28 protein-coding genes are annotated in these 24,515 nt (G+C 34.2%); 11 read left to right on the top strand and 17 right to left on the bottom strand.

The window, feature by feature from the left end:
* Positions 1-183 precede the first annotated feature (183 nt).
* From ACIQ2J_RS01550 to ACIQ2J_RS01515, 8 genes are all read left to right on the top strand, one after another.
* On the top strand, positions 184-597 hold the full coding sequence (locus ACIQ2J_RS01550) for a c-type cytochrome (RefSeq protein ID WP_396165859.1): 414 nt from the start codon (positions 184-186) through the stop codon (positions 595-597).
* Positions 598-688: 91 nt separating this feature from the next.
* On the top strand, positions 689-1,162 hold the full coding sequence (locus ACIQ2J_RS01545) for a methylated-DNA--[protein]-cysteine S-methyltransferase (RefSeq protein WP_396165857.1): 474 nt from the start codon (positions 689-691) through the stop codon (positions 1,160-1,162).
* Positions 1,163-1,284: 122 nt separating this feature from the next.
* Positions 1,285-1,998 (top strand): 3'-5' exonuclease, encoded by a 714-nt coding sequence (locus tag ACIQ2J_RS01540; protein ID WP_396165855.1) that lies wholly within the window; start codon positions 1,285-1,287, stop codon positions 1,996-1,998.
* A gap of 42 nt (positions 1,999-2,040) precedes the next feature.
* Positions 2,041-2,412 carry a four helix bundle protein gene (locus ACIQ2J_RS01535; RefSeq protein WP_396165852.1) on the top strand — a complete coding sequence of 124 codons (372 nt, stop codon included), beginning with the start codon at positions 2,041-2,043 and terminating at the stop codon, positions 2,410-2,412.
* Between the two features lie 124 nt (positions 2,413-2,536).
* Positions 2,537-3,976 (top strand): nucleoside recognition domain-containing protein, encoded by a 1,440-nt coding sequence (locus tag ACIQ2J_RS01530; RefSeq protein ID WP_396165848.1) that lies wholly within the window; start codon positions 2,537-2,539, stop codon positions 3,974-3,976.
* Positions 3,977-4,070: 94 nt separating this feature from the next.
* Positions 4,071-4,622, top strand: a complete 552-nt coding sequence (locus ACIQ2J_RS01525) for a transposase (protein WP_396165845.1) — start codon at positions 4,071-4,073, stop codon at positions 4,620-4,622.
* Positions 4,623-4,943: 321 nt separating this feature from the next.
* Positions 4,944-6,545, top strand: coding sequence for a fumarate hydratase (locus ACIQ2J_RS01520; RefSeq protein ID WP_396165843.1), 1,602 nt, complete (start codon positions 4,944-4,946; stop codon positions 6,543-6,545).
* 72 nt (positions 6,546-6,617) lie between these two features.
* Positions 6,618-7,016, top strand: a complete 399-nt coding sequence (locus ACIQ2J_RS01515; protein WP_396165841.1) for a hypothetical protein — start codon at positions 6,618-6,620, stop codon at positions 7,014-7,016.
* On the opposite strand, the gene ACIQ2J_RS01510 is transcribed toward ACIQ2J_RS01515, so the two are convergent.
* The 8 genes from ACIQ2J_RS01510 to ACIQ2J_RS01475 all read right to left on the bottom strand — a co-directional run bounded on the left by ACIQ2J_RS01510 (position 7,017) and on the right by ACIQ2J_RS01475 (position 16,205).
* The gene (locus tag ACIQ2J_RS01510) at positions 7,017-7,673 is read right to left on the bottom strand and encodes a CoA transferase subunit B (protein ID WP_396165838.1); all 657 of its coding nucleotides are present in this window, start codon (positions 7,671-7,673) and stop codon (positions 7,017-7,019) included. It abuts the gene before it with no gap.
* Positions 7,674-7,816: 143 nt separating this feature from the next.
* Positions 7,817-8,515, bottom strand: coding sequence for a CoA transferase subunit A (locus ACIQ2J_RS01505; RefSeq protein WP_396165836.1), 699 nt, complete (start codon positions 8,513-8,515; stop codon positions 7,817-7,819).
* Between the two features lie 150 nt (positions 8,516-8,665).
* The gene (locus ACIQ2J_RS01500) at positions 8,666-10,981 is read right to left on the bottom strand and encodes a penicillin-binding protein 1A (RefSeq protein ID WP_396165835.1); all 2,316 of its coding nucleotides are present in this window, start codon (positions 10,979-10,981) and stop codon (positions 8,666-8,668) included.
* A 5-nt stretch (positions 10,982-10,986) separates the two neighbouring features.
* Complete coding sequence (locus ACIQ2J_RS01495; RefSeq protein ID WP_396165834.1) at positions 10,987-11,472, bottom strand: gliding motility lipoprotein GldH; 486 nt, start codon at positions 11,470-11,472, stop codon at positions 10,987-10,989.
* On the bottom strand, positions 11,456-12,736 hold the full coding sequence (locus ACIQ2J_RS01490; RefSeq protein ID WP_396165832.1) for a stage 0 sporulation family protein: 1,281 nt from the start codon (positions 12,734-12,736) through the stop codon (positions 11,456-11,458). Before ACIQ2J_RS01490 ends, ACIQ2J_RS01495 begins: the two co-directional genes overlap by 17 nt.
* Positions 12,737-12,897: 161 nt before the next feature.
* A complete protein-coding gene (locus ACIQ2J_RS01485) occupies positions 12,898-14,268 on the bottom strand; it encodes a rhodanese-related sulfurtransferase (protein WP_396165830.1) in 1,371 nt (456 codons plus the stop codon).
* Between the two features lie 258 nt (positions 14,269-14,526).
* Positions 14,527-14,937, bottom strand: coding sequence for a BrxA/BrxB family bacilliredoxin (locus ACIQ2J_RS01480; RefSeq protein WP_396165828.1), 411 nt, complete (start codon positions 14,935-14,937; stop codon positions 14,527-14,529).
* Between the two features lie 125 nt (positions 14,938-15,062).
* Positions 15,063-16,205 (bottom strand): lycopene cyclase family protein, encoded by a 1,143-nt coding sequence (locus tag ACIQ2J_RS01475; protein WP_396165827.1) that lies wholly within the window; start codon positions 16,203-16,205, stop codon positions 15,063-15,065.
* Positions 16,206-16,320: 115 nt separating this feature from the next.
* Here ACIQ2J_RS01475 and ACIQ2J_RS01470 point away from each other — a divergent pair, with 115 nt between their 5' ends.
* The 3 genes from ACIQ2J_RS01470 to ACIQ2J_RS01460 are packed head-to-tail and all read left to right on the top strand — an operon-like array spanning position 16,321 to position 18,193.
* Positions 16,321-16,968 (top strand): metal-dependent transcriptional regulator, encoded by a 648-nt coding sequence (locus ACIQ2J_RS01470; protein WP_396165825.1) that lies wholly within the window; start codon positions 16,321-16,323, stop codon positions 16,966-16,968.
* 1 nt (position 16,969) lies between these two features.
* Positions 16,970-17,788, top strand: a complete 819-nt coding sequence (locus ACIQ2J_RS01465) for a ZIP family metal transporter (protein WP_396165822.1) — start codon at positions 16,970-16,972, stop codon at positions 17,786-17,788.
* Between the two features lie 18 nt (positions 17,789-17,806).
* Entirely contained in the window at positions 17,807-18,193 is a 387-nt protein-coding gene (locus tag ACIQ2J_RS01460) for a hypothetical protein (protein WP_396165820.1), read from the top strand.
* Positions 18,194-18,281: 88 nt separating this feature from the next.
* On the opposite strand, the gene ACIQ2J_RS01455 is transcribed toward ACIQ2J_RS01460, so the two are convergent.
* From ACIQ2J_RS01455 to dut, 9 genes are all read right to left on the bottom strand, one after another.
* Complete coding sequence (locus tag ACIQ2J_RS01455; RefSeq protein ID WP_396165818.1) at positions 18,282-19,535, bottom strand: murein hydrolase activator EnvC family protein; 1,254 nt, start codon at positions 19,533-19,535, stop codon at positions 18,282-18,284.
* 5 nt (positions 19,536-19,540) lie between these two features.
* Positions 19,541-20,314 carry a DUF4292 domain-containing protein gene (locus tag ACIQ2J_RS01450; RefSeq protein WP_396165816.1) on the bottom strand — a complete coding sequence of 258 codons (774 nt, stop codon included), beginning with the start codon at positions 20,312-20,314 and terminating at the stop codon, positions 19,541-19,543.
* A 23-nt stretch (positions 20,315-20,337) separates the two neighbouring features.
* Positions 20,338-21,696 (bottom strand): tetratricopeptide repeat protein, encoded by a 1,359-nt coding sequence (locus ACIQ2J_RS01445; protein ID WP_396165812.1) that lies wholly within the window; start codon positions 21,694-21,696, stop codon positions 20,338-20,340.
* A 5-nt stretch (positions 21,697-21,701) separates the two neighbouring features.
* Positions 21,702-22,022: a type II toxin-antitoxin system VapC family toxin gene (locus tag ACIQ2J_RS01440; protein WP_396166017.1), complete on the bottom strand. Its 321-nt coding sequence runs from the start codon at positions 22,020-22,022 to the stop codon at positions 21,702-21,704.
* Positions 22,023-22,065: 43 nt separating this feature from the next.
* Positions 22,066-22,248 carry a hypothetical protein gene (locus tag ACIQ2J_RS01435; protein ID WP_396165810.1) on the bottom strand — a complete coding sequence of 61 codons (183 nt, stop codon included), beginning with the start codon at positions 22,246-22,248 and terminating at the stop codon, positions 22,066-22,068.
* Positions 22,249-22,334: 86 nt separating this feature from the next.
* Positions 22,335-23,345: a sugar phosphate nucleotidyltransferase gene (locus ACIQ2J_RS01430; RefSeq protein ID WP_396165808.1), complete on the bottom strand. Its 1,011-nt coding sequence runs from the start codon at positions 23,343-23,345 to the stop codon at positions 22,335-22,337.
* Complete coding sequence (locus ACIQ2J_RS01425; protein ID WP_396165806.1) at positions 23,342-23,650, bottom strand: nucleotidyltransferase domain-containing protein; 309 nt, start codon at positions 23,648-23,650, stop codon at positions 23,342-23,344. Before ACIQ2J_RS01425 ends, ACIQ2J_RS01430 begins: the two co-directional genes overlap by 4 nt.
* Positions 23,647-24,051: a nucleotidyltransferase substrate binding protein gene (locus tag ACIQ2J_RS01420; RefSeq protein ID WP_396165803.1), complete on the bottom strand. Its 405-nt coding sequence runs from the start codon at positions 24,049-24,051 to the stop codon at positions 23,647-23,649. Before ACIQ2J_RS01420 ends, ACIQ2J_RS01425 begins: the two co-directional genes overlap by 4 nt.
* Positions 24,052-24,063: 12 nt before the next feature.
* Positions 24,064-24,498: a dUTP diphosphatase gene (gene dut / locus ACIQ2J_RS01415; RefSeq protein WP_396165801.1), complete on the bottom strand. Its 435-nt coding sequence runs from the start codon at positions 24,496-24,498 to the stop codon at positions 24,064-24,066.
* Between the last annotated feature and the right edge of the window lie 17 nt (positions 24,499-24,515).

The raw sequence follows: 24,515 nt of genomic DNA, 5'->3' as shown, positions 1-24,515 counted from the left end.
CTCGGGATTTATCAGCAATTCATTTTCCTGCTGCCTTTCCAAAGCTCGCCAAAAAAGGCGAGGCTTTTCCCTTGCATCAGGGCTAAAAAGTTTTTGTAATGAATACTTGTTTTGCTGATAAAAATCATATTTGGTGCCAAAATTCACTAGTACCTTTGAATAAGATTTAAAAAAAATACAAAAATGAAGAACTTTATAAAATCCCTTTTATTCACAATTCTATTTGTTTTTGCTGCCAGTTGTGGAGGCAAAAATGACGAACAAGATTTCGGTAAAAAAGAAACTATAGAAACCAAAGAGCAGGATGAGGATGCCTTCCCATTAGCCGAAAAAGGGAAAGAAATCTTTGAAGGGAAAGGCACTTGTGCTACCTGTCATAAATCCGATGTTAAACTAGTTGGGCCCAGTATACAAGATATTGCAAAGATATACGAAGAGAAAAATGCCAATATTGTAACTTTTCTAAAAGGAGAAGGAGAACCAATTGTAGATCCAACCCAATACGAAGTAATGAAAGCTAATTTTGCACTTACAAAAACATTTTCCGACGAAGAGTTGCAATCTCTAGAACAATATATCCAAAGCGAAGGCGAATAAACGTTCATGTTTTGTTAGAATCACAAAGTTGAGATTTTTTCTTTTCGGCTTTGTGATTTTTTTTATATTTAAAGTTTACTAAAAAACCTATATGACACAAATCGCGTTCTTAAAAAGTCCCTTAGGAATCGCCAAAATTGTGGGTGATGCGAATGGCATTTCCGAGATTTCCGTTTCCGACGAAGGCGAAGTTTCTGTCTCTATTCCAAAAGAATTGAAACAAGCCGTTATCCAAATGCAAGAATATTTTGAAGGAAAACGAACCCATTTCAATTTAAAATTAAATCCCAAAGGCACCGAATTCCAACAAAGAGTTTGGCAAGAATTACTTAATATCCCATTCGGAAAAACCCTCTCCTATTTAGAATTGTCCAAAAAACTAGGTGATGTAAGAGCCATCCGTGCCGTAGCAGCAGCCAATGGCAAAAACCCACTTTGGATTGTCGTTCCTTGCCACAGAGTTATAGGAACCGATGGCTCCTTAACCGGTTACGCTGGTGGATTAGGACGAAAAAAGTGGCTTTTAGAACACGAAAATCCGACTCGTCAACAAAGTTTATTTTAGGCTAGACTTCTTAGAATATTAGATTTTTTTAAACTATCTTAGATTTTTTTAAATTTATTTTTAGCCTTTAATGTTTAAAATCTGATATTCTAAGAAGTCTAAAAATCTAAGAAGTCTAAATTATGATTGAAAAAATCAACCTTAATAACATTTTATTTCTAGACATAGAAACCGTTCCGCAAGAGGAACATTTTAATTCTTTGGATGACGAAATGAAATCCCTTTGGGAGCATAAAACCCAATACCAACGGAAAGACGATTTCACCGCCGAAGATTTTTATGAACGTGCCGGCATTTGGGCCGAATTCGGAAAAATAGTTTGCATCTCTGTAGGTTATTTTACCACCAAAGGCGACATTCGAAACTTTAGAGTTACCTCCTTTTTTGGTGAAGAAAAAAAGATTTTATTAGACTTTAATAATTTGTTAAACAACCATTTCAATGCGCCACAAAACATTCTGTGTGGACATAATGCCAAAGAATTCGACTTTCCATTTATTGCTCGAAGAATGATTATCAATCAAGTTTCTATCCCAAACAAACTCAATTTATTTGGAAAAAAACCTTGGGAAATAGCACATTTAGACACTTTAGAATTATGGAAATTTGGCGATTACAAGCATTTCACGTCTTTAAAATTACTAACTAAAATCCTCGGAATTCCTTCCCCTAAAGGCGATATTGACGGCAGTCAAGTAGGCCATGTTTTTTATGTAGAAAAAGACATCGATCGCATCGTAACCTATTGCGAAAAAGATGTCATTGCCGTTGCTCAAGTCTTCCTTCGATTTAGAAAAGAAGATTTGTTAATTGAAGAGGAGATTATTCACGTGTAAAAAAAATCAACTTCAAAAATCAACTTCAAAAATCAATTTATTATGATTGTATTAAATCCTTTTAGTGAGAAAATTTTTAATTTTGATGACAGATTAATTCGTTTTGCCGGAGAATGTATTTTCTTTACACGAAAATTGGATAAAAGCTACGAAAACGAATATTATAAAAATCAACCTATCCGTTCATCAGGAAGTTCGTCTTTAAATTTTGGCGAATCTCAAGGAACAGTAACTGATAAAGATTTGATATTCAAGCTAACATTAGTTGTCAAAGAGCTAAAAGAATCTAGGAATTCCTTAAAAATATTACATTATATAAATGAAGGTAGCCAAGATGTTAGAACTCTTCTTCTAATTGAAGTTGAAGAATTAATAGCTATTGCATCTAAAATGATAATTAACAAAAATAATTAATAATTCAAAAGTCAAGTTTTTGAAATTGAAATTGAAATTGAAATTGATTTTTGGAATTGATTTTTGAAATTGTAATTGATTTTTGACATTGTATTTGATTTATTATATTTACAAAAAATAACCCATGGTATTAAGTAGATTTTGGTTGGTAATTTTCATTTCGTCCATTGCATTTGTGATTTTCAGTTTATTTTCTGGTAACAGTTATACAATTGACCATGTTTTAAATGGAAAAAAAGACGATCCTATTTTAATTTCTGAAAAATATATTCATCAGATTCCTGCTTTTATCAAAGACAGCATTACAAAATCAGAAGATAAAACCTTTACTATCAATCGGGATACCCTAAATTCAGATACCACTTATGTTTTTAAAAACAAAGTAGTAAAAATTTATAGCGGGGTTCAAAAATCAGACGGCCTTTTACCAACTTGCAAAAGCACTTTACTAGATTTGATCTTGCCACTTATGGCTTATTTGGCCTTTTTCTGTGGATTGATGGAACTTTTAATTATTTCTGGAGCCTCAGAAAAATTGGCTAAATTATTAAGCCCGGTATTTGTCAAAGTCTTTCCAACAGTCCCTAAAAATCACCCGTCTATTTCTTACATGACCCTAAACTTTGCAGCAAATTTCTTAGGATTGGATTCGGCTGCTACACCATTTGGATTAAAAGCCATGGAGAGTTTGCAAGAAATAAATCCCGAAAAAGACAAAGCCAGCGATGCACAAATCATGTTCATGTGTTTACATGCTTCTGGGCTTACCTTAATTGCAACTTCAATCATAGGATATCGTGCTGCTGCCGGTTCGGCAAATCCAGCTGATGTGATGTTACCTTGTATAATTACCTCTTTTATTGGAACCATAGCTGCGTTTTTAATTGTAGGAATAAAACAAAAAATCAACTTTAAAAGTGCGTCTTTGGTTGCAGGATTAATGGGGTTGATAGGCGCAATTATTGGTTTATTGATGTATGTAAATCATTTGGATTTAATTGGTAAAAATTATTTTACTTCTAATCTTTCCGCTTTGATTTTGGTTGTAATAATTGTTTTCACATTGATATTATCGTTCGTAAAAGAAAAGAAATTTACAGAAGCAAACACCACCGTTTATGAAGCATTTGTAGTTGGAGCCAATAATGGAGTTAAAACTGGCGTTACTATTTTTCCTTATGTTTTAGGAATGTTAGTTGCCATTTCGTTATTTAGAAACAGCGGTTTATTTGAAATTATTAGCAATTGGATTGCTTTTGGTTTCTCCAATATGGGAGTGAGTAAAGAAATTACCGATGCACTACCAGTCGCCATGCTTCGCCCATTCAGTTCTGCAGGATCACGAGGCTTTTTAATTGATTCGATGAATACTTTTGGTGCCGATTCCTTAACGGGAAGATTAAGCAGTATTTTTCAATGCAGCGCCGAAAGCACTTTTTATGTTATTGCGGTTTACTTCGGATCTGTGAATATTAAAAACACCCGATACGCACTAGGAACGATGCTAGTAGTTGATGTTATATGTGTTATAACTGCGATTTTTGTAGCTAGTTGGTTTTTTTAAACTAGTCCCACAAGGTTTTCGAAACCTTATAGGTACTTCTAATCTAACACACCTTCAAGTTTTGGAAACCTTGAAGGAGATAAATATATATTAAATGAAACTTGAAATCTTAGCAAAAGATCATTTCTATCATATTTACAATAGAGGAATAAACAGTGAGCCTATTTTCCTTTCAAATGACAACAAATTATATTTTTTAAAATTATTTTCAAAATACATGATTGGAAAAATTGCTATTTATGCATATTGCTTAATGGACAATCATTTTCATATTGTTATTAAGGTTACAGAAGAAGAAAAAATTGTAACACAATCTTTATCGAATTTATTTAACTCTTATGCCAAGGCTTTTAATAAACAAAATGATAGAACCGGAAGTTTATTTGAAAAACATTTTAAAAGAATTGTGATTCAAGACGAAAATTATTTGAGAAACATAATTCAATATGTTCATCTAAATCCTAAAAATCATTTGGATTTAAATTACAAAACGTATAAGTATTCCTCTTTTCAGGCATTAATTTCAGATAAAGAAACCAAATTAGCAAGAGAAGAAGTATTGAGTTATTTTGATAGCATTGATAATTTTATCTATTGTCATGATTTTAAAAATGAAATTTTATCAGAAAAATTCACGTTCGAATAGCCTATCTTCCTTCCTGCAAGGTCTTTTTTTGACCTTGTAGGTATTAAATAAATAAACACCTACAAGGTTTTGGAAACCTTGCAGGAGAATCTCTTTCATTTCAATCTTATATTTTTTTGAACTTATAGTTATAAATAAACACCTACAAGGTTTTGGAAACCTTGCAGGAGAACCTCTTTAATTTCAATACTATATTTTTTTTGAAATTGTAGTGAGGAAAATAATACCTACAAGGTTTTTAAAACCTTGCAGGAAAAGAAGTAAAAACTCCTTTAAATTTCCTCAACTTTCCGTAACTTTACACATCAAAAATATTTTAAAATGGACTTTATATACCAAGACCCGTATCCGATTTTAAAAGACGATACGCAATACAAAAAACTTACTTCTGATTTTGTAAAAGTAGAGCAATTTGGCGATAGAGAGATTCTAACGATAGATCCAAAAGGACTTGAATTGTTGGCGCAAGAAGCCATGAATGATGTATCCTTTATGTTGCGAACAGCACATTTACAAAAGTTAAATACTATTTTAACCGATCCAGAAGCTACTGATAACGATAGATTCGTAGCTTATAATTTATTGCAAAATGCTTCAGTGGCTGTTGAAGGTCAGTTGCCTTCTTGTCAAGATACAGGAACAGCAATTGTAATGGCTAAAAAAGGCGAAAGTGTTTTCACTGGAGTGGAGGATGCCGAATGGTTGTCTAAAGGAATTTTCAATACATTTCAAAATAAAAATCTTCGCTATTCGCAAATCGTCCCGATTTCGATGTTTGAAGAAAAAAACTCTGGATCCAATTTGCCCGCACAAATTGATATTTATGCCAAAAAAGGAGCTTCCTATGAGTTTTTATTTCTTACAAAAGGCGGTGGTTCTGCCAACAAAACATTCTTATATCAAAAAACAAAATCGTTGTTGAACGACAAATCGATGGAGGAATTTGTACGGGATAAAATCAAAGATTTAGGAACTTCTGCTTGTCCGCCCTACCATTTAGCGTTGGTAATTGGAGGGACTTCTGCGGAAGCAAATCTATCGGCAGTGAAAAAAGCATCGGCAGGTTATTTTGACAATCTTCCTACTTCTGGAAATATGTCAGGTCAAGCATTTCGAGATTTAGAATGGGAGAAAAAAGTACTATTATATTGCCAAGAAAGTGCCATTGGAGCACAATTTGGAGGAAAATATTTTGCGCATGATGTTCGAGTTATTCGTTTGCCACGTCATGCTGCTTCTTGCCCAGTTGGGTTGGGAGTTTCGTGTTCTGCCGATAGAAATATCAAAGGAAAAATCACTAAAGACGGAATTTTCTTAGAACAATTGGAAGTAAATCCGCAGCAGTTTTTGCCTGCAACGCCACCACATTTGGAGCCTGCAGTTGAGGTAGATTTGAACCGTCCGATGAAAGAAATCTTAGCAGAATTGTCTAAATATCCAATTAAAACGCGTTTAAAGTTAAACGGAACTTTAATTGTTGCTAGAGACATTGCTCATGCTAAAATTAAAGAACTTTTGGATGCTGGAAAACCAATGCCAGAATACTTTAAAAACCACCCAGTGTATTATGCTGGTCCTGCAAAAACACCAGACGGAATGCCATCGGGTAGTTTTGGTCCAACCACTGCAGGAAGAATGGACGTTTATGTAGAGGAGTTTCAAAAAGCGGGTGGAAGCATGATTATGCTTGCTAAAGGAAACCGAACCAAAGAAGTGATGGAAGCGTGCAATAAATATGGCGGATTCTATCTAGGTTCTATTGGAGGTCCTGCTGCGATATTGGCTCAAGATAATATCTTGAAAGTAGAAGTAGTAGATTTTGAAGAATTAGGAATGGAAGCGGTTCGTAAAATTACCGTAAAAAACTTCCCGGCTTTTATCATTACCGACGACAAAGGAAACGATTTCTTTGCGAATTTATAAAAAAATATTAGCCACTGATTCACAGATTTTAATAAATAAATCTGTGAATCAGTGGCTATAAAAATTAAGTATATGCCTTTTACAGAAACCTTTAATGAATTTTATAGCACCGTTCAAAGTAGTTTGGCGGATGGAACTTTTGCTAAATTAACCATGGCAAAAACCATTGGAAATACCGATTTGAAAAACATTTATGTTCGTCCGATTTTGGAAGAAGGCGTTTTGCAATTGGAGTTGAAGTTCAAGCACCAAGAAGAAGAATTGATTGAAATTCATTCTATTGTGGCTACTCGTGATATATTGAAAACCTATTTAAATAACCCGTTTTTTTCGGCTTTGTTGTTTACCACCGAAATGGATTTGGTCTATAAATTAAATAAAAAAAGAGCCGTTAGTATTTCACAAAAGGCTCCTTCGTTTGCACATGCTTCTCCTGTAATTTTGGAGTATTTGGCAGGGAATAAAAATTAGTTAGTCAATAACCATTTCTGGGATTTCTCCCTCAATAATTAGTTCGGCCTCGGTAGATGCAATGATGTGTTCTACCGTAACTCCTGGAGCACGTTCTATTAGTTTAAATCCTTTTGGAGTGATTTCTAGAACGGCTAATTCGGTAACTACTTTTTTCACGCAGCCAACTCCTGTTAAGGGCAAACTACATTTTTTAAGAATTTTGCTCTCTCCGGCTTTGTTGACATGCATCATGGCTACGATGATATTTTCGGCAGATGCAACTAAATCCATAGCGCCACCCATACCTTTTACCATTTTTCCTGGAATTTTCCAGTTGGCAATGTCGCCATTTTCGGACACTTCCATAGCACCAAGAATGGTTAAATCTACGTGTTGCCCACGAATCATCCCGAAACTAAAAGCAGAATCAAAAAAACTTGCTCCTGGTAAGGTAGTGATGGTTTGTTTTCCTGCATTTATTAAGTCGGCGTCTTCTTCTCCTTCAAATGGGAAAGGCCCCATGCCTAGAACGCCATTTTCACTTTGAAATTCCACAGAAATATCGGTGCGAACATAGTTGGCAACTAAAGTTGGTATACCAATTCCTAGGTTTACGTAGTAACCGTCTTTTACTTCTTTGGCAATTCGTTTTGCTATGTCTTCTTTTGTTAACATAAAATATTTTTTAAACTATTAAGTTTTTTATTTTTAAACCATTAAGGTATTAAGTTTCATTAAGAAAAGTGGTGTGGTTCTGTTTTTCTAACGTAGAGTTCTGAATATCGAAGTACTGAACACTGAACACTGATCACTGAACACTATTTTTTCCTCACCGTACGTTGCTCAATTCGTTTTTCAAATTTTTCTCCTTGGAAAATACGTTGGATTAAGATTCCGGGAATATGTACTTGATTAGGATCTAGGGTTCCGGCTGGAACTAATTCTTCTACTTCGGCAATGGTAATTTTGGCCGCACCACACATGCAAGGATTGAAGTTTCTTGCCGTTCCTTTAAAGATTAGGTTTCCTGCTTCGTCACCTTTCCAGGCTTTAACTATGGAGAAATCGGCTTTGAAGGCGTGCTCCATAACGTGCATTTTTCCGTTGAATTCGCGAACTTCTTTGCCAATGGCAACCTCGGTTCCGTAACCCGCTGGGGTAAAAAATGCTGGAATTCCGGCTTGGGCTGCACGACAACGTTCTGCTAAAGTTCCTTGTGGGATAAGTTCGACGTCTAATTCTCCAGAAAGCATTTGGCGTTCAAATTCGGCATTTTCACCAACATAAGACGAAATCATTTTTTGGATTTGCTTTTGTTGCAATAGTAATCCAAGTCCGAAATCATCAACCCCTGCATTGTTGGAAATACAAGTTAGATTTTTGGTTTGTTTTTTTACTAATTCTGCAATGCTGTTTTCTGGAATTCCGCACAAGCCAAATCCTCCTAACATTATGGTCATGTTGTCTTCAATACCTTGAAGCGCATCTTGAACCGAGTGTACTTTTTTATTTATCATAGTAAAACTAGAAGTTTTATTTATTTGAATACTGTTTATTGGATTCTCAATCTTCCCGATAGCTTAGCCCTGATAGCAGCGGCATCCTTTATCTTTTTTCTTTAAAAAGATAAAGATAGAGCGGATAGCAGGATTAGCTCCTAAAAAAAACTAAAGGCCAAATTCGTCTGGATTCTGTTCTTCGGTATCGGTGGAATCTTTGGCAACGTGTTTTGGTGCAGAATAACAATCTACTTTTATCGAGAAATTTTCGGGTCTTTCAAATTCGTCTTTAGAGATTTGAAGGTCGGGATCTTCGTAACATTTTTTCATAAAATACCCCCAAATTGGTAAGGCAGCGGTTGCTCCTTGGCCATAAGTGATGCTTTTGAAATGCGCCGAACGGTCTTCGCAACCAACCCAAACGCCAGTTACTAGATTAGGCACCATACCGATAAACCAACCATCAGATTGGTTTTGGGAAGTTCCTGTTTTACCTGCAATTGGGTTTTTAAATACGTACGGATAACCTGTCCAACGGTTGTCACCGCTACCGCCACCTTCGGTTCTTAGTCTTTCACCAGATCCCCCTTCGGTAACGCCTTCTAGTAATTTTATCACGGCAAAGGAAACGTCTTTGCTCAATACATCGTGCGATTCAGGAACGGGTTCGAAAACTACGGCTCCGTTTTTATCTTCAATTCTGGAAATAAATTGCGGTTTGATGTAAACGCCTTGGTTGGCAAAAGTGCTATAAGCAGCCACCATGTCTTGTACGGTGATATCTACGGCGCCAAGAGCGATGGATGGTTGCACTGGAATTTCGGATGTAACTCCTAATTTTTTTGTTAGTTCAACCACGGCTTCAGGACCAGTACGGTCTATTAATTTAGCAGAAATGATATTTACCGAATTGGCTAATGCTCTTTTCAAAGTCATCATTCCTCGGTATTTATTGTCGGAATTTCTAGGTTCCCAATCTTCGGTAACGTGGTGACGGCCTTTGCGAATCATGAAAGGTGCATCTAGCAAGGTATCACAAGGCGACATTCCTAATTGTTCGATGGCAGTTGCATATACAAAAGGCTTGAAAGTGGAACCTACTTGACGGGCACCTTGGCCTACGTGGTCGTATTGAAAATATTTGTAATTAATTCCGCCAACCCAGGCTTTAATTTGCCCAGTTTGCGGCTCCATAGACATTAATCCTGCTTGCAAGAAATGTTTGTAATAACGAATAGAATCGAGTGGCGTCATGATGGTATCGCGATCTCCTTTCCAAGAGAAAACCGTCATTTTGGTTTTAACTTTAAAAGAAGCGATAATTTCTTCATCCGTTTTATCGTCTGCTTTTAGTATGCGCCATCTTTCGGAATTCTTCATGGCTTGTTTGAAAATTTTATCAACTTCAATTTCAGAAAGATTCACAAAAGGAGCATTTTTATTATCTTTTTGTTGGTTAAAAAATTCTTCCTGCAAATTTTTTATATGCTCTTGCACAGCTTCTTCTGCATGTTCTTGAATTTTAGAATCTAGTGTTACATAAATTTTTAATCCATCACCATAAATATCATATTCTTCTCCATCGGGTTTTTTATTTTCTTTAACCCAATTTTTCATGTAATCGCGAAGGTATTCTCTAAAATAAGTAGCGGTTCCGTCAAGATGACTTTCAGGATGGAAGTCTAAAACGATTGGTTTTTTCTCTAATATTTTTTTAGCAGATTCTTCTAAATGATTGTTTCTTACCAATTGGCCCAGAACTACATTTCTTCTTTTGATAGCTTTTTCTGGACGACGAACCGGGTTAAAAAGAGAAGGATTTGTAAGCATTCCTACTAACAAAGCGCTTTCTTCTACATTTAAATCACGGGGTTCTTTGTTGAAATATACTTTGGCTGCCGAACGAATTCCGACCGCACCATTTACAAAATCTACTTGATTGAAATACAAAGCAATAATTTCATTTTTAGTATATTGTCTTTCTAAACGTACGGCAATAATCCATTCTTTAGCTTTTTGAATTAAACGAAAAAGTATAAATTTAGATCCTTCACCATGAAATAAAAGTTTGGCTAATTGTTGGGTAATGGTACTAGCACCGCCATTAGATCCTAATTTGGCTGCAGCGCCAAAAGTACGTCGGGCATCAATACCAGAGTGCTCGTAAAAACGCTCATCTTCCGTTGAAACTAGAGCGTCAACAAGGGATTTTGGTAAATCTTTGTATTTGATAGCGGTTCTATTTTCATTGTAGAATTTTCCCAAAGTAACTCCATCCGAAGAAATAATTTCAGTGGCTAAATTGGAATTTGGATTTTCTAAATCATCAAAAGAAGGCATTTTTCCAAAAAGACCCCACGATGCAAATAAGAAAAACAAGAAGATACCTCCAATGCTGTAGAAAAAGACTTTCCAAAATTTCTTTTGGTAGTATTTAATGTCTTTAACCGGCGTAATTTTTTTAGTATTATTTTTAAGGGCCATATTTTTTAATTTGTAGATTCTACTCGAAAACCTATTTCTGTAATTCCTTTTAATTCCGTAACGCCAGCAATTTTACCAGTTTGTCTAACGGCTTGTTGGATGTGTATTTTGTATTCTCCTTTTTGGCTGAAAGGCACGTTTTCTTTGTAAAAAAGTTTGCTTTCTTTTACGTCTGTAAACCCATCGCCCATAAGGGTTCCGTCAGGATTTGCCATTTTGTATTCTAAAGTATCCACGACCACTTTTTTATTGGGTTGTTCTAAGGATACAATTAAAAATAAATTATCAAATGGATAATCGTTGTTGTCTCTAACGTTTACAAACAGATTGTATCTTTTTTCACTTTCTAATTTTGGTAATTTGAAAGTAAGAATACTGTCTTGATGCCAAGAATTTCCAATAGATTTGTATTCGTCGAAAACGAGTTTTTTGTCGCAAGAAATAACAAGAAACACCATTAAAATAAATAGAAGGCTATTTTTTATCTTCATTTTTCTTAATAATAATTACGGGTCTTTTAACTTCTGGTTTTGGGTTTTGATTTTGATTTTGACCTTGTTGTTGCCCTTGTCCTTGTTTAGAATTTGGGTTTTGCTTCGCATTCGGATTTTGATTTGGATTCGAATTTGGCGCTTTATTTTTGGACTTGTTTTTACTTCTTTTTGGTTGGTCAAAACGGGTTAAACTCTCTTGTCCCATGGCGTTATTGAAGTTGGCTTCTTGCTCTACTACAATTTCGATAGCAAAATCTTCTAACGACGAAACTCGTTTTTTCTCTTTATTTTGAGCAATAATTTCTTTAACCTGATCGATTTTTAGAATGTGCCAACTTGAAAAATTATCGGTATAAGCAAACCACATTAGACCTTTGAAAATGTCTTGTTTTTGGCAAATTGCATCTCCTTTTTCGGTGTGTAATTTGGTTTCAAATTCCGGAAAATCCTTAAGAGCATCTAGATAAGTATCTAATTCGTAATTCAAACAACACTTTAATTTTCCACATTGACCTGCCAATTTTTGTGGGTTTAGGGACAATTGTTGGTATCTCGCTGCCGAGGTATTTACGCTTCTAAAATCGGTTAACCATGTAGAACAACACAACTCTCTACCGCAAGATCCAATTCCGCCAAGGCGAGCCGCTTCTTGACGAAAGCCCACTTGTTTCATTTCGATTCTAGATTTAAAAACTTGTGCAAATTCTTTAATTAATTGACGAAAATCTACACGATCTTCGGCAGTATAATAAAAAATTGCTTTCGAGCCATCCCCTTGAAATTCAATATCGGAGATTTTCATTTGAAGTTTTAAAGCAATTGCAATTTCGCGCGCTTTAATCTTCATGGCCTCTTCTTTGTCGCGGGCATCGCTCCAAATATCAATGTCTTTTTGGGATGCTTTTCGGTATATTTTTGCAATTTCGGCACTAGTGTGATTGACCCCTTTTTTCTTCATTTGAATCTTAACCAATTCGCCTGTAAGAGTTACAATTCCAACATCATGACCCGGTGAAGCCTCTGTAGCAACAACATCGCCAATGCTTAACGTAAGTTTTTCGGTGTTTCTGTAGAATTCTTTTCTTCCGTTTTTAAAACGAACTTCCACACAATCAAACGGGGTTTCGCCATTGGGCAAACTCATATTAGAAAGCCAATCGAAAACGGTTAATTTATTGCAGCTATCGGTGCCGCAAGTCCCATTATTTTTACAACCCTTTGGTGCACCACCATCTGAAGTTGAACAACTTGTACATGCCATAATTATATAGTAGTATTGCTAAAAAAGCAATTTAAGTTCATAAAACGATTAATTTGTAAAGATAGTATTTTTATAAAATATATTCCAATAAAAAAATCCCAAAAACCAATGCTAAAATTAACGCTTGGAATTTGGGATTGGTTTAAATATTTTCAGTTAATTTAACTTACAATTTTAAATAAAGTATCGGATAATCGTACTCTAAATGGCACTTCAAAAGTTACTTTATCACCTGGTTGTGCCGAGGTGTTTTCTTTTCCGTTAACGAGCATTTTTTCTAAAATATACTCTTCGGCACCCGTTGTTGGGCCAGAAATTAAGAGTTTATCTCCAACGTTTAGTTCGTTATTTTCGATGCTAAAAAGTCCGACCTGTGCTTTTACATAATAATGTTCTACTTTGCCAAGAAGTACTTTTTTGATTTTAATTTTTTGACGAATGTCTTTTGGTTTTTGTTCGATATTTTCGGCTACAGCCAAAGATTTATCGGATAGTTCTCCCGAATGTTTGAACAACAATTTATCCGATTTTCCTTTTCGGAAGACTTTGTTTCCTACTTGAAGTCCTCTTCTTAGTTTTACTTGTTCTACTAATGGCAAATGTATGGTGTCTAAACATTCTACCGAACAGCAATTTTCCATCGCAGCTTTGCATTCGTCACATTGAATGAATAACAAATGGCAACCATCGTTTTCACAATTGGTGTGGTTGTCGCAAGGTTTTCCGCATTGGTGGCATTGGGAAACTATGTCGTTGGTAATCCGTTCGCCAAGTCTATGGTCAAAAACGAAATTTTTCCCGATGAATTTACTTTCAATGTTTTCTTCCTTGATTTGTTTGGCATAATTGATAATTCCGCCTTCCAATTGGAACACATTTTTAAATCCTTGGTGTTTAAAATAGGCCGAGGCTTTTTCGCATCGGATTCCTCCGGTGCAATACATCACTAGATTTTTATCTTCTTTAAAATCTTTTAATTGCTCGTTGATGATGGGTAACGATTCGCGAAACGTTTCTACATCGGGAGTAATGGCTCCTTTAAAATGACCAATTTCACTTTCGTAATGGTTTCTAAAATCAACCACAATAGTATTTGGATCTTCTAAAATCTGATTGAATTCGGCTGCTTTTAAGTGCACACCAATATTGGTTACATCAAAAGTTTCGTCGTTCAATCCGTCGGCTACAATTTTGTCACGAACTTTAACGGTTAGTTTTAAAAACGAATGATCATCGTGTTCAACGGCAACATTCAAACGAATGTTTTGCATGAAGTCATAGACTTCTAAAGTTTCCCGAAAGGCTTCAAAATTCTCAGCAGGAATACTCATTTGTGCATTGATTCCTTCTTTGGCAACATACGTTCTGCCTAGGGCATCGAGTTGGTTCCAAGCAATGAATAAATCGTCGCGAAATTTTTTAGGATTTTCAATTTTGGCATACGCATAGAAAGACAACGTAAGGCGTTGTTTACCGGCTTGGTCTATAAGTTCGGCTCTTTCTTCTGCGCTTAAGGTGTTATACAGTTGCATGCTATAAACGTTTTAAGGTTAGAGACGCAATTAATTGCGTCTGTACAGAAATATGTTGAGTTCTAAATGGAAGAATTCAGGTGTAAAGGTAAAAATAATTTATTAAAAAAACCCTGTCAGAGTTCAAAACTCTGACAGGGTTGTAAATTAAAAAAATAGCCACAGATTCACAGATTAATAATAAAATCTGTGAATCTGCGGTAAAATAAATTCTTTGCGAACTTAGCGTAATCCCTTGCGATCTTTGCGGTTAATCAGTTAACAGAATTCCGCGTAAGCGTCTTTCAAGTTTTCTGCAATCATTTCAGCAGGACGACCTTCAATATGGTGACGCTCTAGCATGTGCACCAATTCTCCGTTTTTGAACAACGCCATACAAGGCGATGATGGAGGAAAAGGAAACATGTGTTGGCGCGCAGCATCTACGGCATCTTTATCCACACCTGCAAAAACCGTTACCAAATGGTCTGGTTTTTTTGCGCCGTCCAAACTCATTTTTGCTCCCGGACGCGCATTTCTTGCAGCACATCCACAAACCGAATTGATTACTACTAGGGTACTTCCTTCTAGTTTTAAAGCGTTTTCTACTGCTTCTGCATTATATAAATCTTGAAAACCAGCGTCAGAAAGTTCTGCTCTCATTGGTTTTACCATTTCTTCTGGATACATAATTATTTATGATTTAAGATTGTTGATTTCTGAATTTTGATTAAAAAATCATTGCAAAGATAATCAGAATTCTAATCTTTAGAATGATTCTAATCATAAAGATTTGTTATCGTGGGATAGAAAATTTAAAATCGGAATAGTCGGCTGAACAACGCCTTAACAAAAAGCATTTTTGGGCATTTCCAAATCACTTGTAAGTCTTCTAAAAAAGAAGTTTCTTCATCTAAAAACTTGAAAATTACGGTTGCATTCCCTTTTTGAAACATGGAAGAAAAAATAGTGGATCCTAAATGGTTTTTCGTATCTAAAATATCCAAAAGTAATAAATCATATAACCAAAATTTATCTCTTTTATGGAATTTTCTAAAGTCGGAATCGGCAGCCAAAAACTGCACCAATTGTTTCGCTTTTTTAGTAGTATTTTTGAAAGTATAACCCGTGCTGGCTTTGGTCCATCCTCCAACGGAGCCAATATTTAATATGTTTTTGGTATTGTGTTTCCAAAACGGATAACACGTCATCGGGATGTTTCCTTGTTCTTTTTCTACAATTTCATATTCGGTAATTCCGAGTTTTTGAATATACTTTTGAATTTCGTTTTCGTATTCGGATTTGGAAAGTAACTCTTTTGAAAACAAGGTGTATTCCAACAAAGCTTCATTGGATGAAGTCGGCAAAACATACATAAATCGAGTGTTGCCTTTTTGTTCTACCGAAAAATCCATGAAAGTCGCAACATCTTTATTGAAAACTTCCTCTTTGGATTTGATAAACCAACCTACAAAATGCTGTTGCAATAAGGGATATTTGGTTTGACTTTTCACCAATTCCGAGTTGAAAATGGAGTTGAAAATTTTGTTGCAAGTATAATTTTCAGATGCTGTTTTCACGATGCAATGGTCTCCCAATTCTTCAAAATCAAGTACTTTTTGATTTACAAAATGAATATTTTCTTGTTTGGAAATTAAATCAAAAACCAGATTGTAAAAATCCAATCCTTTAATCATGTTGTATTGGTAGGGCTTAAGATCTAATTTTCTTTCGAAAGTATCCGTTTTAAACCAAGCCGCATCCCATTGGGTATGGGCTAAGTTTTGGAAACTATCTTTGGTATCCCAAAAGCACCACGTTCTATCGTTGGTTTTTTTAGGATTTGCATCCAATAACAAAATCGATTTATCTTGAAATTTTCCAGATAAAATCATTTCGTAAACGGTCATCAAAGCCGATAATCCGGAACCTGTGAAAATGTAGTGATGGTGTTGCATTGCTCAAAGATAATTAAATCCAAATTTTAAATCCAAATTTTAAATTTTTAGTTTTGTCTAAAAAAATATTTATTAGCACATAAAAATTAATATATTTGTCAAAATTAATTTTAAAATGACTATTTCAGAAGAAAATTACCTCAAAGTAATTTACCATTTATCTTTGGTTTCTCCAAAAGGTATAAATACCAACGCGATTGCTGGAATGTTAAATACCAAAGCATCTTCTGTAACCGATATGATGAAGAAATTATCAGATAAAGAGTTGGTTGCGTATCAAAAATATCAAGGTGTAACGTTGACCGAAAAAGGGTTTCATTCTGCTAAAATGATTGTAAGAAAACACCGTTTGTGGGAAGTTTTTTTGGTGGATAAATTGAATTTTTCTTGGGATGAGGTTCATGAAATTGCAGAAGAATTGGAACATATAAAATCGGAAGTTTTAATTAATAAATTGGATGCGTTCCTCGATTTTCCAACTTTTGATCCGCATGGAGATCCAATTCCGAATGCAGATGGTGAAATAAAGAAAATAAATAAATTGTTATTGTCGGATTCCCAATTAAATAAAGAATATCAATGTGTTGGTGTGAAAGATTCTTCATCCGAATTTTTACAATATTTAGACAAACAAAAAATTGCTTTGGGATCTAAAATTACTATCAAAGAAAAAGAAAGTTTTGACGACACTTTACTTGTTGAAATTGATTCAAGAGAAATGACTTTATCTAATAAAATTGCTAATAATTTATACATAAAATAATATGTTTCAATCCATTTTAGATTATTTCGAAAGTATTGATCCAATTTTGGCGGCTTTGTATGCCACTTTGTTTACTTGGTTTTTAACTGCGTTTGGAGCTTCATTTGTGTTCTTTTTTAAGAATATGAATCGAGTAGTTCTGGACGGAATGTTGGGTTTTACAGGAGGTGTAATGATAGCAGCTAGTTTTTGGAGTTTGCTTGCACCGGCCATAGAAATGAGTAAAGGCGAAGGATTTGTCAAAGTAATTCCAGCAGCAGTTGGGTTTGGATTAGGAGCTTTATTTATTTTTGGTTTAGACAAACTTCTACCTCATTTACACATAAATTTTCAAGAAACCGAAGGAGTAAAATCGCCATGGCAACGAACAACTTTATTGGTTTTGGCCATTACATTACACAATATTCCTGAAGGTTTGGCGGTTGGAGTTCTTTTTGGTGGCGTTGCTGCGGGAATTCCAGAAGCATCCATTGCTGGAGCTGTAACTTTAGCAATTGGAATTGGAATTCAAAATTTTCCTGAAGGAATTGCGGTTTCCATGCCTTTAAGAAGAATGGGGATGAGTCGTTGGAAGAGTTTTATGTACGGACAAGCATCTGCTTTGGTAGAACCCGTTGCTGGAGTTTTGGGCGCTGTAGCTGTAACTTTTTTTACACCGCTTTTGCCTTATGCTTTAGCTTTTGCAGCTGGAGCAATGATATTTGTAGTGGTTGAAGAAGTAATTCCTGAAACGCAACAAGATAAAAATACGGATATTGCAACCCTTGGTTTAATTGGTGGGTTTATTGTAATGATGACTTTGGATGTTGCTTTAGGATAACACGCTTACTGTTTGAACATGAAAAAATTAGTTTTACTCTCTTTTTTAGTTTTTAGTTTTTCTCTTTTTGCGCAAAGCGAATTTAAAATCACTACTAAAAAATGTATTCCTAAATTTGGATATCATTTAAGATTGCAATCTGTTTTTGATGATTCAAGATGTCCAAAAGGAGTTACTTGTATCTGGGCTGGCGAAGTTTCTGTTGTTGTTGAAGTTTATAAAGATAAAAAGTTTTTGGAAGAAAAAACCTTGACTTTTAATTCGAAAAACAAAGAAGAAAACTTCAAATGGTTTGCTGCTTATTTTCCTACAAAGATACAATCAATTGGCGTTGCACCGTATCCAAAGGAGGGACAAATTGTTAAACCTAAAAAGCAATATATCCATATTGTTTTTATGGATTAGAATGTGATTCTTTATCCCTGAAATAATATGGATATACTGAAAAAATTCGGATGTGTTTTTTATACTTAAAATGCCTTTTAGTGAAAAATTATCTTTTCAACCACTGTGTTGGATTCACAAAAGTGGCATTTTGAGAAATGGTAAATTTTAAAATCGTTTTACCTTCTGCATTGGTTCTAATTTTTCCTAGGCTTTGCTTGGCAGAAACACGATCTCCTGCGCTTACACTTACAGAGCCTAAATTTTGATACACCGTAAAGAAATCTCCGTGCTGTACACACACCAACTTAGTTAATGGTGATATTATGATTACTTTGGTTACTTCTCCGCTAAAAACGGCTCTTGCAGCCGAACCGGATTCGGTAGTGATTTCTACCCCACTGTTATGAATTATTAATGATTTGTATACCGGGTGCGGTTGATCGCCATATCCTAAAGTGATTGCTCCTTTTTCAACTGGCCAATTCAAACTTCCCTTATTTGCTTTGAAATTATTAGATATTAATTGCCCTTCGGGAGTTAAAACTATTTTGGTAGATTCTTCAATCTTTTTAGTTTCGGCTACGGTAGTAGTTTTAGGATTGGCTTTGACTCTGGCTGCTGCTGCTTTTCTGTTGGCTTCAGCAATCGCATCGCGAATCATTTTTTGAATTTGTGCATCAATTTTCCTAGATTCCTGCTGCTTTTTCTTGATTTCGGCAATAATTTGCTTTTTGTCTTTCTTTAAACTATTGGCAATTTTTTCTTGCTCTTGCTTTTCTTTTTCAAGATCTGCACGTTGCTGTTCTTGTTCGGCTAAGAGTTTTTCTTTGTCTGTTTTTTGTCCGCTCAATTTCGCGTTATAATCGGCTAGTTTAGTAGTTTTATCTTTAATTTCATCGCCTTGCATTTTTCTATAACTAGAATATTGCTTCATGTATTGTAATCGTTTGTAAGCTTGCGAAAAATTTTCGGAAGACAACAAAAACATGGCCCGGCTCTGCTGCGAGCGACTTTTGTAGGATTTTAATATCATTCTAGCATAGTCATCCTTTAATACGACTAAGTCTTTTTTTAATTTATTAATCTGCACCTGATTAATATACATATCGTTGCTTAGCAACTTTGTTTGTTTTTCGGTGGTATTTATTAATTTTTGTTTTAATCCGATTTTCTCCTTTTGGATTTGTAATAGTTTCCCTACAGACTTTTCTTTGCCTCTTACTTCTTGGAGCATACGCTCTTTCTCCTGAATTTCTTGCTGAATTTTATTTTTTCTTTGCTCTAATTCTTCTTGCGTTTGTTGGCTCCAAGCCAATGAAGTTAATAAGATGAAGAGTAAAGTAACTATTCTTTTTTGCATAATAATTATATCTTGTCTATGTAAATTCTTTCATATCCTTCGGGAACACTGTACGGAAAAGAAAGATCCTCATTAAAGGAAATGTTTTTATATTCGATGTCGATGTTGGTTTTACTTTCTTTTTGTCGAGCATCGATCGCCAAAGATAATGGTAAAATCATTGCATCGTATTTTTTATAATCTGGATATGCAATTTGCAACGTTCTATCTAGTAACATTTGATTGATTTCTTGTCTTTTTACTAAGAAATTATCGCTTTCAAAGAAAAAAGATTTATCGGTTTTTGCGTCTGGATTGGATTGCAATTTATATAATTTTTCTAAAATGGAAACTGCATATTTTCCTTTGTGTAAATCGTCTAGAGTTTTACCTAAAAACATATTCTGTACTTTTTGGAAATCTAAATCAGTGCCTAGCCATTGGCTTAATACTGCATAATCTCCTTCAAAATATTTGCTTCCTATCTTTTCGTAATACTGAACTGAAGTTGGTGTAATCAAAGCCTTAGCTACTGTAAAACCCAAAATCCGAATGCTAATTAATATTTTTTCGTTCTTTTTTATTTTGATTTCTGCTTGTACATTTTGCGATTGCTTATCGTCTTGGTATTTTGCATTAGCTTTTATATATAATGTAGAAAAATCAATTTTATTGTTATCGTAGCTGGTAATAATTTTATCTGCCGATAGCGTATTGCTTGCATTTCCTTCTGCCAAAATCGCTTTTGATTTGCAAGATGCTAATAAAATTAAAAGTAATATGGTAAGGTATTTTTTCATTTGTAGTCCTAAATGTTAGGGTGTTATTTTTTGTGTTTCTGTTTTTCAATTAAATCATTAGCCTTTGAAAAATAAATGTCTTTCTTTTTAAAATCTCCCAAACCATTATAGGCTTCACCTAATTGCAGGTTAAAATTAATTTCTAGAGAGGTATCGTCTATAATAAAATCAACCCCTGATTCTAAAATATCTTTGGCTTTTTTATAATTTTTCAATTGATTATTCGCCAATCCGTTAAAATAATACAATTGCGGCTGGGATGGAAACAATTGCATTTGCTCTTCGGAAGCTTTGTTTAATTTATCAAATTGCAAATTTTCGGTATATGCCTGCATCAAAAGCAAAATAGTTTGCATGTCGTCATTGGTAGTTTTCAAATGCATTTCGTAATAATGAATTGCTTTGCTCCAATCTTTTTTATTTTGATAAAACTTACCAATTTCTTTAGCCACTTGCACTTCTTTATCGTTATCAAAATAACCTATGGCATGGTCTAAATCTTTATCAAATTGTGGATTGGATTTGGTGAAAATTAAGAACTCATTTAACATCCGATGCTTGATTTTCTTGTCGATTTTATCACTTGCCAAAACAATATTCATGGCTTTAACTGCTTTTTCGCCATCGTTATTATTCAAATGAAATTTAAACAAACTCACCTGCGCCCAATCGGAAGTTGGGATTTCTTTTTCTAGTTGCTTGGCAATTTCCAGCGCTTTATCTTCTTGATTGCTTTGCGAATACAAGTAGATTAACGCAATATAATTAGCCTCGTCTTTAGGGTATTGTTTTATTTTATCTATTAAATTAGATTTTTCTGAACCTTGAAATTTAGCATCTTTCAGAATTTGGGCTTTATATAATTCTCTTTTATCCGATTTTCCAACCGTTTGATTCAGTTCATTTATTAAATCTAGTGCTTTGTCAAATTGTTGAGTATTCATGTAAAGTGAAACCAAATCCTCTCTATATTCGGGTTTAAATTCAATTAATTTTTGAACTATTATAATTGCCTGGTTGTAATCTTGAGTATCATAACAAGCATCATACATGCCAACCCAAGCCCAACGATTTTTGGGATCTATCTTAGTTGCTTTTTCAAAATTATCGTAAGCGTCTTTATACTTTTTAAGCGACAGATAATTTTTTCCAAATTCGAAATAAACAATCCCATTTTCTGATTGAAGAGTTTGGCATTTTTCTAATGCTTCAATAGCTTTGTCGTAATTTTCGATTCCTTTTTGTTTCAACGATTCATAGAAAGAATCTTCAAATTTATTTTCGGCCAAAGCCAAAGTATCCTTAGGCTCACCTTGTGCCAGAAGATAATTAGGAACAAAAAAGATTCCGAAAAGGAAACTATATAAAACTATTTTTTTCATTTATTTTAATCGTTTGAAAATATATGTATCTCTTCAATATATTTAAAATCTTTTACACTTAAAGTATACAAATTTAAATCATAATATGTAGCTGTTGCAGCAATTAATGCGTCCGGCAGATTAAGATGATTGGATAAAGTAAACTTTTCAATTAAGTTAATAGCTTTAGATGATATTGCTTCATTAATAGAAAAAACTAGTAATTTTTTTAAATCTTTTTTTATCATCTGAAGCTCCTTTTTGTTTCTTGCACCATATAATAATTCAGCACATGTAACATCCGAAATAGCAATATTGTTTTGACCTATTTTTTCTAAAACATTTATTACTTTATCGTTTCCTTTATAAACTTCAATTATAATATTTGTATCACAAAGAATAGGTTCTTAGTTTCCATGCCTCTTTTCTTAACTGGTTTGCATCTATATCAAAATCTTTCCACATCCCTTTAGATAAGGTAAAATTAGAGTTGGTTGTTCTCTTGTTTTCTTTAGATTCTTTTACTTCAGCATCAACATTCCACGATTTTAATAATTCCAATAATGTTTCCATTTTGTGCTTATTAATCTTGTTTTTAAAAATTATTTCTATCATATTTTTTTAATTTTTAATAAATGTTCCTTTGCTAATTATGGCTTTTATTCTAAAACCGAATAATCGCCGATGCTAATGCTTGTAAAATCGCCATCAAAACTTGCATGATTTCCTATCATAGCATTGTCTAAACGAGCATTTTTAATATGCGTATGGGTTTGTACCAAACTGTTTTTAATAGTACTATTACTTACATGACATCCATCTCCTAGGGAAACATTTGGACCAACAGTTGCGTTAATTAATACAACATTTTTGCCAATATAACATGGCGGAATGATTGTTGAATTTTCTTGTTGTACATCGTAATCAATTAAATGTTCGCCATCGTTGTGCAAGAAGTTCAGCATTCTATTGTTTGTATCTACCGTAACGTCCTTATTTCCGCAATCCATCCACTCGTCTACTTTACCTGGTACAAATTTCATGCCCTTTGCCATCATTTGTTTAATTCCGTCATTAATTTGGTATTCGCCACCATGAATAATGTTGTTGTCTAAAACCAATTGTAGTTCGTTCTTTAAAACGGCAACATCTTTAAAATAGTATATACCAATAACTGCAAGGTCTGAAACAAATTCTTTTGGTTTCTCTACTAACTCTATTATCTCGTTGTTTTCATTTAGGTTAATTACCCCGAAAGCTTCTGGTTGGTCTACTTGTTTTACCCAAATAACACTGTCGGCAGTTGTATCCAAATCGAAATCAGCACGGATTAACGTATCTGCATACGCAATAACTGCTGGTCCGCTCAAGGATTCTTTGGCACACATAATGGCATGACCAGTTCCTAGAGCTTCATTTTGATAATAAATGGTTCCTCTAGCACCTAATTTTTGAGCAATTGCAATTAATTCTTCTTCTACTTTTTTTCCAAAACTTTCGTGGATGATAAAAGCAACTTCATCAATATCTTGGTTTAAAACTCCCGCAATATCTTCCACTAATCGGTGTACGATTGGTTTTCCTGCAATTGGAATTAATGGTTTTGGAATGGTTAATGTGTGGGGACGTAATCTGGAACCACGTCCTGCCATTGGTACTATTATTTTCATGTGTTTTTTATATAAAATGTTTGTCCTACTCTATTAATATGTTCTATCAATTCTTGAGATTCTAATTTGTCAAAAATAGAAATATCAAATAAATAAGGTGTATTTAATTCATCGATTTCTTGATTTATTTTAGACAAATAATTAGATGAAATAGCATTACCTTTTAATGTAATATCAATATCCGAACCTTCCCTAAAATTTCCTTTTGCTCTTGAACCATATATAATTACCTCGTCTATTTCCGGGATTTTTTCAAAAATAGAATTTATTTTATTTATAGTTTTTTCAGTTAATCCAAATTTCATAATAATGATTTCATTTTGGTTTGAAATTCAATAAATAAAGGATAATAATTTTTGGTTATTTTATTGTATTCCGATTCTAAAATGCTTTCTAAATAAGTATGTGAAGTTCTATTTCTACTTTCTATCATTTCCATCCAAATTTCGCCATTCGAAATAATTCCTTTATTAAAAGCCTCTCTTACTGCGCTTCTAGAACCAATTATATTTTGAATTCCATCATAAATAAGAAAATCTTTCATTACTTGCCAAGAGAGTTCGTGTGTAAATTCAAATCGTTGAATAAGCCCTTCTTTTTCTAAATCGGAAAGGATTTCTTTTTTTTCTATAACTTCAGAAAGTTTTAACAATGCTTTTTCAAAATTTGAAAATCTTTGTTTCCATCGAATGTCTTGATTTTCCATCTTTTTTCTTTTTTACTTCACTCCTGTGCTACCAAAACCACCTTCACCTCGCGAAGTTTCTGACAATTCTGGTACTTCAACCCATTCGGCACGTTCGTGTTTAGCAATGATTAATTGAGCAATTCGTTCGCCATTTTCAATTACAAAATCTTCATTGGATAAATTTACTAAAATTACTCCAATTTCGCCACGATAATCGGCATCAACTGTTCCTGGTGAATTAAGAACGGTAATTCCTTTTTTGGCAGCCAGTCCGCTTCTTGGTCTAACTTGTGCTTCATATCCTATAGGTAACTCTATAAAAAGACCCGTTTTTACAATCGTTCTTTCTAAAGATTTTAAGGTTATGGATTCCGAAATATTGGCACGTAAATCCATTCCTGCCGAAGCAATAGTTTCGTAGTTGGGTAAATCGCGATGGGATCTGTTTATTATTTTTATGGTCATTTTTTTGTCATTGCGAG

The sequence above is a fragment of the Flavobacterium sp. genome, assembly GCF_044357305.1.
Classification (GTDB): domain Bacteria; phylum Bacteroidota; class Bacteroidia; order Flavobacteriales; family Flavobacteriaceae; genus Flavobacterium.
The sequence above is the reverse complement of the archived record's forward strand: the minus strand, read 5'-3'. Positions and strand labels throughout refer to the sequence as shown.